The sequence below is a fragment of the Hymenobacter algoricola genome (genome assembly GCF_039539525.1).
In the GTDB taxonomy this organism is placed as follows: Bacteria; Bacteroidota; Bacteroidia; order Cytophagales; family Hymenobacteraceae; genus Hymenobacter; species Hymenobacter algoricola.
The window spans coordinates 60803-77771 of sequence record NZ_BAABDH010000105.1; the positions used below are offsets into that span (position 1 = coordinate 60803).

Genomic DNA, 16969 nt, shown 5'->3' on the forward strand with positions numbered 1-16969 from the left:
TCATGCAGGGAAGCAATAGGGAATTGAAGGCTCAAGTTCCGAAATTATTTCAGATTTGGCCTATCTTTAAGCCCTTTTCCGCCCACCCTGCCCCCATCCACCATGCTACAGGTACGCACCGCCCCCCACCAGACCTGGGATATCGAGTATCAGCCCAAGGGCGCCATCGAGGTCAATGGGGAGGCCTTTGTCTGGGATATTGTCGCGCTCGGGCAGGGCCGCTACCACATTCTGCTGGAGGGCCGCTCCTACTCCGCCGAGGTCATCAGCGCCGATTATACGGCCAAGACCTTTCAGCTCAAAATTGCTGGGCAGCAGGTTGAGGTTGAGGCCAAGGACCGGTTCGACCTGCTGCTCGATAAGCTGGGCATGAGCAACGTGGCCGCCAGCAAAGTCAATGAGCTGAAGGCGCCGATGCCGGGCCTGATCGTCGACATCCGGGTGGTACCGGGCCAGACCGTGCAGAAAGGCGACCCGCTGCTGGTGCTGGAAGCCATGAAAATGGAAAATATCCTCAAAGCCCCGACCGACGGCACCGTGGGGGCCATCAAGGTTACGCTGCGCGACAACGTCACCAAAGGTCAGGTTCTCGTACAGTTTAGCTGATCCTCAGGTCGGCCGGGAGCAGCTGGGATCAGAGGCTGGTACAGCCGAGCTGCCCGGCCTGCTCCCGCCGCCCGACTTTCCATTTACTCTTTAAATCCCAACTGCCTTGAAGTACAAACGAATTCTGCTCAAACTAAGCGGCGAAGCTCTGATGGGGCAGCAGCAATACGGCATCGACGCGGAGCGGCTGATGCAGTATGCCTCCGAAATCAAGACGGCGGCAGCCACCGGCGTGCAGGTGGCCGTCGTTATCGGGGGGGGCAACATCTACCGCGGCGTGCAGGCCGAAGCGTTTGGGCTGGACCGCGTGCAGGGCGACTACATGGGCATGCTGGCCACGGTCATCAATTCGATGGCCTTGCAGAGTGCCCTGGAGAAACTCGACGTGAGTACCCGCCTGCTGTCGGGTCTCACCATTCAGCGGGTGTGCGAGCCCTACATCCGGCGACGCGCCGTGCGGCACCTGGAAAAGGGCCGGGTGGTGATTTTCGGCGCCGGCATTGGCTCCCCCTATTTCACGACCGACTCGGCCGCTTCCCTGCGGGCCATCGAAATTGAAGCTGACGTGGTGCTGAAAGGCACCCGCGTGGATGGCATCTACACGGCCGACCCGGAGAAAAACCCGGATGCGGAGAAGTTCGGCGAAATCTCCTTCGACCAGGTAATCGAGAAAAACCTCAACGTGATGGACATGACGGCCTTCACCTTGTGTAAGGAAAATAACCTGCCCATCATCGTCTTCGACATGAACACGGCCGGCAACCTGGAGCGCCTCCTGAACGGGGAGCACCTGGGCACGCTGGTGAGCATGGGCGGCGCCACCGAAAGCCCCCGCCGCCAGCCGGTACAGCGCGACCCCAAGCATAGCGCCCTGCAGCCGCTGGTGGGCAACCAGCCGGAGCAGGCCTAAGAAAAGTTTGACCGTTGGGCGGGGAATGCGGACTTTCGCCTTCCGCCCCCCACGTTTAGCAGTTACCATTCACCATTTAATATTTCGAAAGTGGACGAGGAAATCCAGTTTTACCTGAGCGAGGCCGAAGAGTCGATGAGCAAGTCGCTGCAACACACCGGTTCGGAGCTGAGCCGCATCCGGGCTGGCAAAGCGTCGCCGGCGATGCTGGAAAGCCTGCGGGTAGATTATTACGGCACGCCCACCGCCATTTCGCAGGTCGCCAACATCTCGACGCCCGACGCGCGGACCTTGTTCATCAAGCCCTGGGAGAAGAACATTATTGCGGAGGTGGTGAAGGCCATCAAAAACAGTGATTTGGGCCTGAATCCGCAGTCTGACGCCGAAGGGGTGCGCCTCAACATTCCGCCCATGACCCAGGAGCGCCGCAAGGAGCTGGTGAAGCAGGTAAAGAATGAGACGGAGCTGGGCAAGGTGCGCGTCCGCGGCATCCGCAAAGACGTGAACGAGTCGTTGCGCAAGCTGCTGAAAGACGGCGCCGCCGAAGACGCCGTCAAAGACGCCGAGGCCAAAGTCCAGAAAATCACCGACAGCTACATCAACAAGGTAGATGAGCTCATGAGCAAGAAGGAAACCGAGATAATGACCATCTGAGTTTCGCTTAGCGCAAGGCTTAATAAACAGCAAGCCCCGCCGTATCCGTACGGCGGGGCTTGCTGTTTATTAAGCCTTGCTGATAGTTCCGTTCAGAAAGCAGTGCTGGTAATGCAGATGATTTACTCGCGCCAGTAGCCTTCCAGGATGATTCGCGCCTCCACCGGCTCTGCCACCAGGTAGCGGATGGATTTACCGGCCCGCACACAGTCGCGGATAAACGTAGCCGAGATATCCAGCAGGGGGGCATCCACCACCCGCACGCCGGGGTGAGCATTTACATCGGTGGCATCCACGCCGGGCCGGGGATATACGTACACTTCATGCTCGGCCAGAATCCGGTCGGCCTGCTTCCAGCGGGGCAGGCCGGGCAGGTTGTCTTCCCCCATGAGCAGGACGAAGCGGTGGTCGGGATGCCGGCGGGCCAACTCATCGAGCGTGTCGATGGTGTAGCTGGGCTTGGGCATGTCAAACTCGATGTTCAGCGCCCGCAGGCGCTCGTTGTGGGCAATAGCCAGTTGCACCAGCTCGTAGCGCTTCTGCTCGGCCAGCATCTGCTGCCCCACCTTAAACGGGCTTTGCGGCGACACCACCAGCCATACCGCATCCAGATCGGTGTGCGTGGCCATAAAGTGCGCCAGAATCAGGTGGCCCGTATGGATAGGGTTGAAGGAGCCGAACAGCAGGCCGACCTTGGTAATGCGGGCGGCTTGGCTCACAGAATAGCGGGCTCGGCAGTAATGAAGTCGCGCACCAGCTTTTCGGCCTGGGCCGTGGCATGGTCGAGGTCGTCGTTGATGACCGTGATGTCGAAGCGGTCTTCAAACGTAAGCTCAAAGTTGGCTTTGTAGAGCCGGGCCGAGATACTGGCGGCCGAGTCGGTGGCCCGGGTGCGGAGGCGCTCCTCCAGAATTTCCAGGGAAGGAGGCTTGACAAAAACGGCCAGGGCGCGGTCTTTGTAAAACTCTTTGATACTGAGCCCGCCTTTCACATCCACATCAAGCACGGCGTGCTTACCGCTCTCCCAGATGCGCTCAATCTCATCTTTTAGCGTGCCATAGAAGGCTCCTTCGTATACTTCCTCCCATTCCACGAAAGAATCGTGGCGGATCTTCTCCTGGAATTCCTGAACGGAGATGAAGTAATAATCCTTTCCGTTGGCTTCCGTCCGGCCGCGCTTGTCGCGCGTACAGGCTGAAATAGAGAAGCTTAACTCCGGAATACGATCCAGTAGCCGGTGGACGATAGTAGTCTTGCCGGCACCGGAAGGAGCCGAAAAAGCGATGATTTTACCCTGCATGGGGTAAAATTAGGCCATTTCTGCTTGAAGGCGCGCTAAAATAGTTTGGGGCAGCGCCGCGGGGGCTCCCTTACGGCCTACTTTCTGGGAAAGAAAGTCGACGAAAATGCGCTGCTTATCGATGCTGTCGAAGCACGGGGAGCAGTCTTCCGCGTGGCTGGCGAAGTACGATTCGTCTTCAGCGCTGGGCTCCTGGCCCACAATGATTTGGTCGAGGATTGTGTTCACACGTTCACAGTCGGCGCCTTCCGGAGAGGGGGCGTTCTGGTTGGTTGATGTAGTAGCGGTGTTTTCCATAATCAGGCCGGGAGAGAGTTTTTTAGTCGTTGTCGTCCTCAACATCGGAGCCATCAGTATCGTTACCGTAGCCCATCGATTTTGCGTATTTTTCTAGTTTGTCCTTCAGAAAGTTGCGCGCCCGGTGCAGGCGGGAGCGGACCGTTCCGATGGGAATATCGAGCACTTTGGCCATTTCCTCGTAGGTAAACCCTTCCAGGTCGCAGAGGATAATGACGGTGCGAAAATCCACCGGCAGCGAGTTTAGGGCGCTGGCTACTTCGTCGCCGATAAGGTCGCGTACGGACTGCTGCCGCATATCCGAGGAGGTGCTGCCTGCGTCGCCGTCGGCTTCCACATCTTCGGTATTGTAGTAGCCCTCAATTTCGCTGTAATCAACTTTGGCCGGCTGCTTGCTTTTTTTCCGGAAGTCGTTGATGAACGAATTTTTCAGGATGCGGAACAGCCACGCTTTGGCGTTGGTTCCCTGCTCAAAGTACTCAAAGAAGCGGTAGGCTTTCAGATACGTCTCCTGGACGAGGTCATTGGCGTCGTCTTCATCAAGAGTAAGGCGGAAGGCAAAATTGTACAAAGAGTCGAGCACCGGCATCAGTTCAGCCTGAAACCGGCGGTCTTTTTCTTCTTTGCTCAACTTGGAAACCCGTTCGGGAGAGTCGCTCATGGACGCTGGAAATTGCGGCTACAGTTGGATGGAGAGTGGCAGCCGTGTAAACAAATGTACAGATTATACTAATCCGCTCAAGCAGGGTTTAGCCGGCCGATTTCAGCGCGGCGTTCGGTAGCTACTACGAGGAAGCCATAAAGAAACACAAACAGGTTGAATCCGATTTGTACTTCCAGGAGCGAATCGACGAGCATGGCGGTGCCCAGTATAAGCAGGAAATGCCATACGTACGGATTTCGGCGCTGCCTTGGTTGCGCCAGCGGCCCCAGCAGCGCCAGCAGCCACAGAAACAGCCCCGTTATTCCGCTGCTAACTAGGTAGTGCAGATACTGGTTATGAATCATTACCCGGTTGGCCGGCCGAATACCAAAATCCTGATATTCGTACTGCTCCATCATGGCGGCTTGGGCGTCGGCGGGGCCCACGCCGAGCCAGGGGTTGTTGCCGGCAATGGTGCGGGCCGTTTGCCAGGCGGCCAGCCGCTTGGCCAATGACAGGTCGTTGATGTCGTGGCCGTAGCGAAACTCGTTGTAGTCGTAAACCGTGGCACTCACGCGCTGCCGCACCGAGGCCAGCAGCTGGTAGGCCAGCACCGGCGCGGCCCCGAGCAGCAGCAGCAGGGCGGCCCCAAGCAGAAAACGGCGCTTTACCAGCAAAAAATAAACGACGTCGGCAAACAGCGCCACGTAGAGCACCAGCAGCCCGGTGCGGTACGCCAGTACGTGCAGCGTCAGGGCCGCTACTGCCGAGGCCGTTAGCAGCAGCCACCGCAGCCAGCCGGTGGTTGGGGCACCCCGGCTCAGCAGCAGGCCAAAACAGCAGGCCAGGGCCAGCATGATGCCAAAGTGAATGTGGAAGATACGGGTTACGGAAGGCAGGTTCTGGCCTACCCGCATCAGGTCGAGAGCGTGGGCCGGGTTCAGCAGGTAGCGGCCCATGGTGGCGGCGCCCAGCAGGGCCAGGCCAATGACGAACAGTGCGCCCACCCAGAACTGCTGCCGGCGGCTCAGCGGCACGGCCAGCGCAAAAGCCAGCGGCACCCCCAGCAGCGGCAGCAGGCGGTACAGCTCGTGCCGCCAGACGGCCCACTGCGACGTGTAGAAGCCACTCAGCAGCAGCAGCAGGTATAACAAGGCCAACTGCCAGGCGGCAGCATTGCGCAGCCAGGGTTTCAGCAGCTGCCGCACCTGCGGATTGGCCGCCGCCGCCAGCACGCCCACCACCGGGCTCAGCGCGACCAGCGCCCGGGACGCCAGCAGCCCCACCACGCCCGCCAGACACGCTAGCAGCAGCAAGTACTGGGAAAGGCGCCCGGCGGCGTAGGCTTGCCGGAACGAGCCAGCCGGCAGAAGTTGCCTCATAAACACGGATAAGAAGCGTAAGAAAGTCAGGATTGGGCGGATGGACAAGGCTGCCATGCCAAAACCCGGCTTAGTACCAGCGCCGGCTCAATGGCCCGGATACAGGTGCAGTCGGCCGGAGTCCGCCGGCAGTCGGAGCAGTCGGGCCGGTCGAAAACCAGATAATCGGCGTGGAGCCCCAGAGGCGCCCAACGGCCCGGGTGCGTGGGCCGCATGGGCGGATACAGGCCCAGCGCATAACGCCCCAGGGCCGCCGCCAAGTGCAGGGGCCCGGTACTATTGGCTACCAGGCCATCGGCGGCGGCAATGAAGGCCAGCAGCTGGGGCAGGGATAGTTTTCCGGTCAGGTCAGCGGCCAGCACTTCGGCGTGTTCGGCCAGCCAGGGACGCAGCTCCTCTCCTTCGGCGGCCGTGCCGGTGATAAACACGCGGTGGCCGGCCCGATGCAGCCCCTGGGCCAGAGTGCCGAAATGGTCGAGGCCCCATTCCCGGGCACTGCCGCGGCTGCGCGGGTGCAGAATCACGTTGAGCTGGCCGGGCTGCCGCGCCCGCAGCAGCAGCTGCCACTCGGTAGGCAGTGCCACGGTAGGCTGCAGACGAACCAGCGGCCTCAGGGCAGCCAGCGGCACCTCCACCCGCAGGCCCAACGGGGCCAGCAACTGCAGGTTCAGCTGGGCCTCGTGCAGGGGCGACTCCCGCCGGCTCAGAGCGACCAGCCGGTTGCAGGTCAGCCAGTGAATCCAGCGGTTGCGGGTGCCGATGCGCAGGGGGATGCCAGCCTGCTGGGCCAGCCGGGCCACCAGCTTGTTGGGAAACACGTGGATGACGGCATCGGCCTGCTGTGCGCGCAACACCTCCAGCCGGGCCGGGGCTGGCAGCAGCAGCAGCTCATCAAAATTCAGGAAGCCGTCAACCCAGGGGCAGGCATCGGCCACGGCCCGGGTGTAGGTGCGGCCCAGCAGAATGACCCGGCAGCCCGCAAACTGCTGCTTGAGCCACCCGCAGACCGGCAGGGTGAGTACCACGTCGCCGATGGCATCAGTGCGGCTGACCAGAAACGTTTTCATGCGGCGGAAGCAGGTGGCGCCGCCGGCAGGGTGCGCAGCTTGGCAAATTTCAGAAATACCCCCCAGGCCGAAATGCCGGCAATGCACAGCCCCGCAAAACCATCCAGCCAGCCCAGCCGGAAGAAATAGCCATGCACAAACTTCCAGAGCGGCTTCAGCAGCAGGTGAAACAGCGTGACGCGCCGCCGGCCGCGCAGGGCCAGCTCGGCGGCCGCAATGCTGGTGAAGCGGTTGAGCTGGCTCACGTGCTGCTCCACGGAATCGTACGAGTAGTGCAGCGCGTCGCCGGCCAGCGTGCCGATGGTCTGGCCCGGGACCAGCGCGTACCGTTCGTGCAGCAGCAGGCCCTGCCAGCTTCCCAGGCGCCGGTCGTAGAGGCGCAGCTTCCGGTCGGGGTACCAGCCCCCGTGCCGCACCCAGGTACCGCAGTAGTTGGTCAGGCGGGCCAGAGTGTAGCCCGCGTGCTGCCAGTCGGCCTTCGCGGCCCGGATGCTCTGCTGCAGCTCCGGGGTCAGCACCTCGTCGGCGTCGAGCTGGAGCACATAGTCGTGGCGGGCCTGGGCGGTGGCAAAGTTCTTCTGCTCGACGTAGCCTTCGAAAGCGTGCTGGACGACGCGGGCCCCGTACTGGCGGCAAATTTCCACCGTGCGGTCGGTGGAGCAGGAATCGACTACCAGCACTTCGTCGGCCACCGCGGCCACCGCGGCCAGGCAGCGGCCGATGTTGGCTTCCTCATTGAAGGTGATGACGACGACGGAAAGAGAAACCAAAGCGGAACTAGTGAGGATATTTCAGGAAACTTGTGGCCGGCAAATATCCACAATAGCCTGCTCTTGTCAGGCAGCGCCGCCTGCATTATTCTGCTTCTCTACGTTACGGCTGCCCCAATGCTCCTCACCCAGATTCACCCTTTGTTTCAGCCGCGCCACCTAGCCGGGACATCGATAGGCACGCTTGCGCTGGGCAGCGACTTATTCATCTGTCACTCCCATTACTACAATAGCGCCCTAGATGAATGGGCTGCGGGGCTGCTCGCAGGTGGGTTGGGCGTTATTACGCCTTTGTGGGCGTACAAAAAACGGTGGCTGCTCCGCTTCCTGTTGCCTGTATTTGCCATTGCTTTGCTTGCGGGCTGGTTTGTGTGCCTGACCAGCGCCAAAAGCCAGTACCTAAGCCGGCAGCTTGCCTTCGACGGGGTTATGGGCGGGGCCCGCGTAAGTGACTTCGAAATAAAAACGCGCAGAGGTTTCACCACGCAGTATATCGTATTTCCATACCAACACAACGCCTTGGTCTACTACCAGCGAGTCGCCAACGCGCGCAAGCTGCCTTTTGGCGACAGTCTATACGTTCGTTATTCAGCTTCCCACCCCGAAAACGTCGTGGTGACCGGGGCCCGCCGGCAAGGAGATTTCCGGCTGCAGCACCCATAAAAAAGCCCGCTCTGCGGGGCAGAACGGGCTTTTTTAGATAATCAACCAAGCCTAGTAGCGGTAGGCATCCGACTTGAACGGACCGGCCACATCGACGCCGATGTAGCTGGCCTGCTTAGGCTTCAGCTCGTCCAGCTCCACGCCGATTTTGGCGAGGTGCAGATGTGCCACCTTCTCGTCGAGGTGCTTGGGCAGGGTGTACACCTTGTTTTCGTAGTTGGCCGAGTTTTCCCACAGCTCCAGCTGCGCAAGCGTCTGGTTGGTGAAGGAGTTCGACATCACGAACGAGGGGTGGCCCGTCGCGCAGCCCAGGTTCACGAGGCGGCCCTCCGCGAGGATGATTACTTCCTTGCCGTCGATGTTGTAGATATCCACCTGCGGCTTCACCGTGTCTTTGGTGTGGCCGTAGTTGCCGTTCAGCCAGGCCATGTCGATTTCATCATCGAAGTGACCGATGTTGCAGACGATGGCCTTGTCCTTCAGGGCGCGGAACGACTCTTCGGTGATAATGTCGCAGTTGCCGGTAGCGGTTATCACGATGTCGGCTTCTTTGATGGCTGTAGCCATTTTCTTCACCGCGTAGCCATCCATTGCCGCCTGCAGCGCGCAGATCGGGTCAATTTCTGTCACGATAACCCGGGCACCGGCCCCGCTCAGCGAAGCGGCAGTACCTTTTCCGACGTCGCCGTAACCGGCTACTACGGCCACCTTGCCGGCCATCATCACGTCGGTAGCCCGGCGGATAGCGTCCACGGCCGACTCTTTGCAGCCGTACTTGTTGTCGAACTTCGATTTGGTAACCGAGTCGTTGATGTTGAAGGCGGGCATCAGCAGGGAGCCGTTTTTCACGCGGTCCAGCAGGCGCAGCACGCCGGTGGTGGTTTCTTCCGAGATACCCCGGATGCCGGCGGCCAGCTCGGGGAAGCGGTCCAGCACCATGTTGGTCAGGTCGCCACCGTCGTCGAGAATCATGTTCAGCGGCTCCCGGTCTTCGCCGAAGTACAGCGTCTGCTCGATGCACCAGTTGAACTCTTCCTCGTCCATACCTTTCCAGGCATATACAGGGATACCGGCAGCAGCAATGGCCGCGGCGGCATGATCCTGGGTCGAGAAGATGTTGCACGACGACCACGTCACGTCGGCGCCCAGGGCGATAAGCGTTTCGATGAGCACCGCCGTTTGAATGGTCATGTGCAGGCAGCCGGCAATGCGTGCGCCTTTCAGGGGCTGGGCAGCGCCAAATTCGTCGCGGAGGGCCATCAGACCGGGCATCTCAGCTTCGGCCAAACGGATTTCCTTGCGGCCCCATTCGGCCAGCGACATGTCTTTTACTTTGTACGGTACGTAGGCCGTGGTCTTGGTCTCAACCATGATGCAGGGGATGTTTTTCGGATCAACTACAAAGGTAACCAAAATGTTAGTGCCGTTTGACACAAACAGAAAGCCCGCTCCTTTATAGAGCGGGCTTTCTGTTTGTCAGGCTTGGGGTTAGCGCCAGTTAGTTGTTTTCGATAACCACGGCCTGCAGCCGCAGATTGGTGGCTACGCTGGTGCTTTTGATGCCCCGAACCAGGATGGTGTAGATCTTGCCGGCCGCGTAGGCCTTGGCACCGGTTGGATTGGTGCCAGTGCCGTCGCCCACCGATACTTCAACCATGCCGGTTGCACCCGCGCCGGTCGAGACGGCCAGATTATACGTGTTCGGCGTCAGCTCCGTGAAGGAGGATGCCGTACCAAAGCCCACGTTGGTGATAATTTCGGTGGTGCCGATAGTGGGGGCCGGCAACGACAGGTTCAGCGGCGAAGGCGCCGAGACACCCAGATGCACAATGCGAATTTTGGCTTTGCCGGCAGCGGGAGCCGTCAGGTCATCGACGACGGCCAGACCGGCAGCCGACCCCAGGTTGGCGTTGGGCGAGTAAGCAAAGAACGAGTAGTTCTTGTTCTTCTCGACGGCCAAAGTCTGGGTGACGCTCGTGGCGCCGCTGGTAGCATCATTGACTTTCAACGACTGCGCCCCCGCCACCACATTGACGTAGCTGCTGTTGGTGCCGTACGTGGCCTGCCCCAGCTCTTTGTTGTCGTTGGCCACTATTTTAACGGCCGCACTGGATGTAGGCGCCGCGTGCACCAGCATTATTTTGCCCTGGTCCGGCACCGGCGTTACCACTGGATCATCGTCATCGTTGCCACAACCCGTGAAGGCCAGAGCGGCAGGCACCGTGGCCAGCAGGAGTGCGCGGTTCAGAAAAGTTGCGAGATTTTTCATGGGAAAGAATGGAAAGGACAAAGTGAACTGCGCACAGAACGTAAGGGCTGCGGGTTTTGTTGGGTGGGGAAAGGAGTTTTTCCCGACGAATCACCCTATTGGCTCGATCAACGAATTATGATCCTGCTATATAGTCAATACCTTTACCGTTTAAACTGCCGCTTCATCCGCCCCGTTTCCACATCTATGCGTCGTCTTGCTTTTTTGTTGCTCCTGCTGTTGAGTTTTGGTATGGTTCAGGCCCAGCAGGCCCCGGTTGGTCCGCTTATCCGGCTCAGCCCCGAAGATGAGGACCGGCGGGAAAGCGGCCCGCAAAAAAATTTCTACTTCGCCACGGGCGACAAGTCCACTGCCCGCTACCAAAGCGCGGGATTCTTTGGCCAGCGGCTCCGGCCGTATCTGGCGGGCAACGCGGCGGCGCTATCCAGCCTGAACGCCTACCGCCGGCAGAAATGGCTCCTTTTGACCGAGCGCCTGGTGTTTGTCAGCGCCGTGAGTCTCTACAGCCAGCAAGTGCTGGCCAAGCCCAGCGAACAGCAGTATTTCAACAGCACCCAGAAGGTAGCTGTTGGTGTGGCCGCGTTCAGCCTGTTGTCGAACGTGCTCATTTCTTACCATACTAACGGTCATTTCCAACGGGCTGTCGGCGAGTACAATGCGGGGCTGTCGTCGGCCCGGGTGGGCATGGTCCAGCGCCTGACCCCATCAGCTGTGGGGCTGACGGCCGGCGCAAGCGGGCGCCCGCAGTTGGCTTTGAGCTGGAGCCTGCGCTAGACCAAGCGTGGCGTTTTTTCGTACGCTTACTTCATGGAATATCCCTTGCCGGCAGCGGCCCGGCAGTATGTTGCCGAGCATCTGCACGACGACCCCGCCAAACTGGCGCTCCAGGCCCGCCGCTACCCCGGCCTGCCCGTACCGGACCTGGTCCGCCAGATCCAGGCCCGCCAGAAAGCCCGCACCAAGCTTCCCGCCTGGGCCGACAACCCCGACCTTATTTTCCCGCCGGCCTTGTCGGTGGAGCAGGCTTCTTCTACCCGCACGGCCGCTTTCAAGGCCAGCCTGGTAAACGGGCAGCGCCTGGCCGACCTGACCGGGGGCTTCGGCGTGGATGCCTCGTGCTTTGCCAACCACATTCCGGAGGTGCATTACGTAGAGCGCGACCCGGCTTTGGTGGCCGTCGTGCGCTACAACCTGGCGCAGCTCGGCATCGGCAACGTGCACTGCCACGCCGGCGACGCCCTGCAGTTTCTGAAAAGCACCCCCGACACGTTTGACTGGATTTACCTGGACCCCGCCCGCCGCGACACGGCCGACCGTAAAATCTACCGGCTGCAGGACTGTGAGCCGGATGTGCTGCGCCTGCTGCCTTTGCTGCTGCACAAAGCCAACCGGGTGCTGCTCAAAACCTCGCCCATGCTCGATATTGAGCTGGCGCTGCAGGAACTCAAGCAGGTCCGCCGGCTGTGGGTGGTGGCCGTAGACAACGAATGCAAGGAAGTGCTGTACGAGCTGGGTCCCGAGCCGGCCGTGGATCCGGAGCGCTACACCGTCAACCTGCTCCGCAACGGGCAGCAGCAGGAGTTTCGGCTTAATAAAGCCCGCGAAACCCGGGCCGTAGCCCGCTACGCCGAGCCTCTGCCCCAGGGCTACCTCTACGAGCCCAACGTGGCCGTACTCAAGGCCGGCGGCTTTCGCAGCGTGGGCACCGCCTTCGAGCTGTTCAAGCTGCACCAGCACAGTCACCTGTATATGTCGGAAACGCTGCGCCCGGACTTTCCGGGGCGGATTTTCCGCATTCTGGCCGCCGAGAAATACGATAAGAAAACCCTGCGCGCCCACCTCGGGCCCGAAGCCCGGGCCCACGTCACGACCCGCAACTTCCCCGATACCGTAGCTGAATTCCGGCAGCACACCGGCATTCGCGAAGGCGGTGATATATATCTGTTTGCCACCACCGACCTGCGCGGCCGCCCGATTGTGGTGGTGTGCGAGAAAGTCTGATGCCCATTCCTTGCGCCGCATCAAGCGCCAGATAGGCGACACCTTTTCTCCCGGCAATGCCCGCTGCTTATTTAGCCGGACTAACCCAGGGACTGCCTTTTAGCCGGAAGCGCCAGGGCAAAGCGGCGTCGAGGCCGGCGTAGTCGATGCCAACGCGGGGACTGGCGACCAGCCGCTCGTCGGGCATCCGTTCTGCGTGATCTTCTATCCAGATCAGGTCCCCGCTGACATCGGTGCCGTAGTGCTTAGTGGTGATTCCCAAGGCTTGGGTGAGCAGGCCCGGGCCCGCAGTCAGGTTGCGGGCCGGTGCCGGCAGGCCGCGGCGCAGCAGCATTTCCGCCACGCCCTCGGTGGGCTCGAGGCCCCGGATCAGGACGGCATCGGCCTTGCCGGCTTCGTTGGTGATGATGTTGAACAGGGTGTAGCGGCCATAAATCAGGTAGCAGTAGGCGATGCCGCCGGCTTCGTACATCACCTTGGTCCGGTTGGTGAAGCGGCCCAGGTGGGAGTGGCAAGCCTGGTCGCCGATGTGGGCGTAGGCCTCCGTCTCGACGATGCGGCCGCCGGTGAGCACGCCGTCGATGCGGGTAAACAGGTATTTGCCGACTAGCTCGCGGGCAATCCGGACAACGTCGGGGCGCTGGTAAAAGGCGGTGGGGAGCTTCATTTGGTACTGGACGGTTTGTGCGGCCGGATAGCCGGCGGGGTACTCATGCAGGGCATTTGACGGGCCAAGGCCCGCTTATGTACGGAAAGCCCGGCTAAAAGCTTACCCCCGGCTGGCGGGCTGCGGGCGTTTTTTTTTAGCCGTACAACCCGGCAAACAGGCTGCATATCTGCCAGGCAACCCCTATCTTTGCTTTCGTTATAGGTGGCCGGACCCCAATTGGGGGGCGAGGCTGAAAAGGGAATCCGGTTTAATTCCGGAGCTGTCCCCGCAACTGTACGCTTCGAGTATTTGGTGGGCCCATCCCCCAGCCACTGTTTCTGAGAGGGAGTCGTTGCCAGCCGCAACGACGCCGGAGAAATGGGAAGGCGGCCCACCGGAAGCAAGCCAGGAGACCTGCCCATAACTTTTAGTGTTCAGCGCTTTCGGGAGAAAGGCGGAGAATGATGGCAGTGGCTGCTTTCGGGCGGCCGGATTTCCCTGTTTTCGGCCTCGGCTTCGCGGCAGTTGTCTTCGGACCAACCACCGGGAGGTTTTGAACTGAATTTTCCTAAACCGGAAATTTAGTTCGGATGATGTATACCCTTCAGTTTACGTGGCGCTCTGGCGGGCTCCTCCTCAGCGCGCTGCTGCTGAGCCTGGCCGGCCCGCCGGCCCGGGCCCAGACGATGCCCGCACCCCTGCCGGCCCAGCAATTGCCCGCCGTGCGGGTGCAGGGCGCGCCGCCCGGCCGCTTCGCCGTGGGCAGCCGCGTCACGACCCTGGATTCGGTGGCCCTGGCCCTGCACCGCAGCGGTACCCTGGCCGATGTGCTGGCCAGCCGCACCCCACTCTATATCAAGAACTACGGTCCCGGCCAGCTGTCTTCCATTTCCATCCGCGGCACTTCGGCCCGCCACGCGGCCGTGCTCTGGAATGGCTTCAACATCAACCTGCCTTCCCTCGGCGAAGCTGACTTTGCTTTGTTGCCGACCTCGGCCAACACCCAGGTGGCGGTGCAGAGCGGGCCGGCCGGCGGCACCTACGGCTCGGCGGCCGTGGGCGGCACCGTGCTGCTGTCGTCGCCGGTGCAGTGGAACGCGGGGGCGCACGTGGCGGGGCAGAGTGAGCTGGGCAGCTTCGGGTACCGGGCGCACAGTCTGGAGGGCCGCTTCAGCAGCGCGCGGCTGGCGGTGCGCACGGCAGCCTCCTGGCGCACGGCCCAAAACGACTTTCGCTACACCGTGCGCGAAGCCCGCGGGCTGGTGCAGCACCGCCAGGAAAACGCCGCCTTGCGCCAGTGGAGCCTGACCCAGGACCTGACCCTGCGTACCGGCCGCCACGCCGAGTGGAACGCCGCCGCCTGGCTCACCGACGCCGACCGGCAGATTCAGCCCTCCACGGGCTCGGCCAACACCCACGCCCAGGAGCGCGACAAAAGCCGCCGCCTGCTGGCCGGCTACCACCATACCACCGACCGGCACGAGTCAAGGGTGCGGGTGGCCTGGTTCGAGGATATTCTGAACTACCGCTCCGACGACGTGGCCAGCACTTCGCGCGTGCAGACCACCCAGGCCCAGGCCGAGCACACTTTCCACTTCCGGCCCAACGTCAGTCTGCGCGTGGGGGCCGAAGCCCAGCATTTCGCCGGCAAAGTCGACATCTACCAGGTGCAGGAAAACCGCTACGCCGGCTTCGCCCTGTTCCGGCTCGACCCGACCCCGAGGCTGCACCTCACGGCCAACCTGCGTCAGGCCGTGCTGCCCGGACGACGCGCGCCGCTGGCTCCTACTGCGGGCGCCGAGTGGCAGCTCTGGCAGACTCCGGCCCAGCAGCTGACCCTGAAAGGCAGCGCCTCGCGCAGCTACCGGGCCCCGACCCTGAACGAGCGGTACTGGCGCACCGGCAACCCCGACCTTGCCCCGGAGCAGGGCTATGGGTACGAAGCCGGCCTGCAGCACGCCTGGCAGCCCGCAGCCCTGACCCTGACCACCGAGCTGACTGCGTACCGGCAGCTGGTCAACGACTGGGTGCAGTGGATACCCAACAGCCGGCAGCAGTACTCGCCGCGCAACCTGCGGCAGGTGCAGACGCAAGGCCTGGAGCTGAGTACGCAGCTCGGGTGGCGCCACCAGCGCTATGCGGGGCAGATGCGGGCTTCCTACGCTTTCAGCCAGGCCCAAAAGCGCAGTGGCTACGCCGCCGACCCCGACCCGGCCGGCCGGCAGCTGCCCTACGTGCCCCTGCACGCCGCCACCTTCAGCACCGACCATACCTGGGCCCGCTGGCAGCTGAACACCACGCTCACCTATACCGGCCCCCGCTTTACCGATGCCTCGGCCACCAGCTTCCTGCCCGGCTTTCTGCTGCTCAACACCTCCGTGGGCCGCACCCTCAAAGTAGCGGACACCTATTCGCTGACGTTGCTGGCCCAGGGCTACAACCTCACCAACCGCGTGTATCACAGCTACGAGTACCGCGCCATGCCGCTGCGCTCGGGCAGCGTAAGTCTGCGCCTGGCCTGGCACTAACCCGACTTTTCACTTTCCATCTTTCTTATTTTTCATGACTTCCCCTTCCCGCCTTTTCACCTTTTTCAAGCAGCTGGTGCTCACCGGCGCCGGCGCCGCGGCCCTGCTAAGCTGCTCCGACGACACCATCGACGGTCCGGCTTTCAACATCCTCAAGAACGGCAGTAACGTGTTTGTGCTCAATGAGGGCAAATACGGCACGCCTAACGGCGCCGTGTCGTACTTCCAGAAGGCCAACAGCACCGTGGCCGACCTGAACATCTTCCAGACCGTGAACAGCCGGGAGCTGGGCGACGTGGTGCAGTCGATGACGGTGATCAACGGGCAGGGCTACATCGTGGCCAACAACAGCAAGAAGGTGGAAGTGGTCAACATGACCACTTTCCAGACCGTGGCCACCATCACCGGCCTGGAGCAGCCGCGCTACGTGGTGGCCGTGGCCGCCAACAAGGCGTACGTGAGCGAGTGGATCAACTTCAGCAGCCCGAAAGGCCGCATTGCCGTCATTGACCTGGGCACGAACACCATCACCAAAACCATTGCCGTGGGCCCTCAGCCCGAGCGGCTGCTGGTAGCCAACAACCGGGTGTACGTGGGCAACACCGGCGACGACACGCTGCGCGTCATCAACCCCGCCACCGACGCGGTGGAAAGCAAGATCAAGGTCAAGGATGCTCCGGGCAGCCTCGTCCTCGATAAGTCGGGCGCCATCTGGGTGCTGTGCCAGGGCATCACCAAGTACGGTCCCGGCCCGCTTTACCCGGTTATTCAGGACACCCAGGGCAACCTGGTCAAGTTTGCCCCTACCCTGCCCACGGCCCAGACGGTGCTGCCATTCACCGGCCACCCCGGCGGCCTGCGCCTGAACGGAGCCGCCGACCAGCTCTACTACCGCTTCGGCGGCGGGCTCTACAACATGGCCATCACCGCCACTGCCCTGCCGGCCAGGGCGCTTATTGCGCGCCGGTTCAACGGGGCCGACATTGACCCCCAGGACAACACTATCTACGGCTCGGTGGGCTCGTTCAGTACTACCGGCCGCTTTATCCGCTACAAGCCCGACGGCATGGCCATCGACTCGTTTGGCGTGAGCATCGGGCCGACCGGCTTTCTGTTCTACTAGGCACCAGACTTGTTCCTAAATAGCCTCTTTCTTTTTAGTCAGATGCCAATTCCAGATTCCACAAGCTACGGCCATGATTCGGTCGTTAAAAGAGGCGGATTTGTTGC

Annotated in this window: 18 protein-coding genes and 1 riboswitch; of the genes, 8 read left to right on the forward strand and 10 right to left on the reverse strand. The window is 61.6% G+C overall.

What is annotated here, in order from left to right:
* Window positions 1-102: 102 nt before the first annotated feature.
* The 3 genes from ABD842_RS16865 to frr all read left to right on the forward strand — a co-directional run bounded on the left by ABD842_RS16865 (window position 103) and on the right by frr (window position 2170).
* Window positions 103-606, forward strand: coding sequence for an acyl-CoA carboxylase biotin carboxyl carrier protein subunit (locus ABD842_RS16865; RefSeq protein ID WP_345116544.1), 504 nt, complete (start codon window positions 103-105; stop codon window positions 604-606).
* Between the two features lie 106 nt (window positions 607-712).
* Window positions 713-1516 (forward strand): UMP kinase, encoded by an 804-nt coding sequence (pyrH, locus tag ABD842_RS16870; protein WP_345116547.1) that lies wholly within the window; start codon window positions 713-715, stop codon window positions 1514-1516.
* Window positions 1517-1606: 90 nt separating this feature from the next.
* Window positions 1607-2170 (forward strand): ribosome recycling factor, encoded by a 564-nt coding sequence (gene frr, locus ABD842_RS16875; RefSeq protein ID WP_345116550.1) that lies wholly within the window; start codon window positions 1607-1609, stop codon window positions 2168-2170.
* A gap of 122 nt (window positions 2171-2292) precedes the next feature.
* Here the strand turns inward: frr and nadD are convergent, their stop codons facing one another.
* The 7 genes from nadD to ABD842_RS16910 form a co-directional block, all read right to left on the reverse strand.
* Window positions 2293-2889 (reverse strand): nicotinate (nicotinamide) nucleotide adenylyltransferase, encoded by a 597-nt coding sequence (nadD, locus tag ABD842_RS16880; RefSeq protein ID WP_345116553.1) that lies wholly within the window; start codon window positions 2887-2889, stop codon window positions 2293-2295.
* On the reverse strand, window positions 2886-3470 hold the full coding sequence (gmk, locus tag ABD842_RS16885; protein WP_345116556.1) for a guanylate kinase: 585 nt from the start codon (window positions 3468-3470) through the stop codon (window positions 2886-2888). Before gmk ends, nadD begins: the two co-directional genes overlap by 4 nt.
* Window positions 3471-3479: 9 nt before the next feature.
* Window positions 3480-3767 (reverse strand): hypothetical protein, encoded by a 288-nt coding sequence (locus ABD842_RS16890; RefSeq protein ID WP_345116559.1) that lies wholly within the window; start codon window positions 3765-3767, stop codon window positions 3480-3482.
* Between the two features lie 22 nt (window positions 3768-3789).
* A complete protein-coding gene (locus tag ABD842_RS16895) occupies window positions 3790-4428 on the reverse strand; it encodes a sigma-70 family RNA polymerase sigma factor (RefSeq protein ID WP_345074117.1) in 639 nt (212 codons plus the stop codon).
* A gap of 77 nt (window positions 4429-4505) precedes the next feature.
* A complete protein-coding gene (locus tag ABD842_RS16900) occupies window positions 4506-5792 on the reverse strand; it encodes an O-antigen ligase family protein (RefSeq protein WP_345116562.1) in 1287 nt (428 codons plus the stop codon).
* A 26-nt stretch (window positions 5793-5818) separates the two neighbouring features.
* Window positions 5819-6859, reverse strand: a complete 1041-nt coding sequence (locus tag ABD842_RS16905) for a glycosyltransferase family 9 protein (protein ID WP_345116565.1) — start codon at window positions 6857-6859, stop codon at window positions 5819-5821.
* Window positions 6856-7629: a glycosyltransferase family 2 protein gene (locus tag ABD842_RS16910; RefSeq protein ID WP_345116568.1), complete on the reverse strand. Its 774-nt coding sequence runs from the start codon at window positions 7627-7629 to the stop codon at window positions 6856-6858. Before ABD842_RS16910 ends, ABD842_RS16905 begins: the two co-directional genes overlap by 4 nt.
* Window positions 7630-7746: 117 nt before the next feature.
* Between ABD842_RS16910 and ABD842_RS16915 the strand changes: the two genes are divergently transcribed.
* A complete protein-coding gene (locus tag ABD842_RS16915; RefSeq protein WP_345116571.1) occupies window positions 7747-8292 on the forward strand; it encodes a DUF3592 domain-containing protein in 546 nt (181 codons plus the stop codon).
* A 51-nt stretch (window positions 8293-8343) separates the two neighbouring features.
* On the opposite strand, the gene ahcY is transcribed toward ABD842_RS16915, so the two are convergent.
* Together ahcY and ABD842_RS16925 are read right to left on the reverse strand one after the other, a co-directional pair.
* A complete protein-coding gene (gene ahcY / locus ABD842_RS16920; RefSeq protein ID WP_345116574.1) occupies window positions 8344-9663 on the reverse strand; it encodes an adenosylhomocysteinase in 1320 nt (439 codons plus the stop codon).
* A 127-nt stretch (window positions 9664-9790) separates the two neighbouring features.
* Entirely contained in the window at window positions 9791-10561 is a 771-nt protein-coding gene (locus tag ABD842_RS16925) for a DUF4397 domain-containing protein (protein WP_345116576.1), read from the reverse strand.
* A 117-nt stretch (window positions 10562-10678) separates the two neighbouring features.
* On the opposite strand from ABD842_RS16925, the gene ABD842_RS16930 reads away from it, so the two are divergent.
* Together ABD842_RS16930 and ABD842_RS16935 are read left to right on the forward strand one after the other, a co-directional pair.
* Window positions 10679-11335, forward strand: coding sequence for a hypothetical protein (locus tag ABD842_RS16930; RefSeq protein WP_345116578.1), 657 nt, complete (start codon window positions 10679-10681; stop codon window positions 11333-11335).
* 33 nt (window positions 11336-11368) lie between these two features.
* Window positions 11369-12562, forward strand: coding sequence for a class I SAM-dependent methyltransferase (locus ABD842_RS16935; protein ID WP_345116580.1), 1194 nt, complete (start codon window positions 11369-11371; stop codon window positions 12560-12562).
* A gap of 67 nt (window positions 12563-12629) precedes the next feature.
* Here ABD842_RS16935 and ABD842_RS16940 read toward each other — a convergent pair whose 3' ends face one another.
* On the reverse strand, window positions 12630-13229 hold the full coding sequence (locus ABD842_RS16940) for a DNA-3-methyladenine glycosylase (protein ID WP_345116582.1): 600 nt from the start codon (window positions 13227-13229) through the stop codon (window positions 12630-12632).
* A 185-nt stretch (window positions 13230-13414) separates the two neighbouring features.
* A riboswitch (cobalamin riboswitch) is annotated at window positions 13415-13647 on the forward strand.
* Between the two features lie 154 nt (window positions 13648-13801).
* Between ABD842_RS16940 and ABD842_RS16945 the strand changes: the two genes are divergently transcribed.
* A complete protein-coding gene (locus tag ABD842_RS16945) occupies window positions 13802-15739 on the forward strand; it encodes a TonB-dependent receptor (RefSeq protein WP_345116584.1) in 1938 nt (645 codons plus the stop codon).
* 34 nt (window positions 15740-15773) lie between these two features.
* Entirely contained in the window at window positions 15774-16862 is a 1089-nt protein-coding gene (locus ABD842_RS16950; protein ID WP_345116586.1) for a DUF5074 domain-containing protein, read from the forward strand.
* Window positions 16863-16969: the final 107 nt, after the last annotated feature.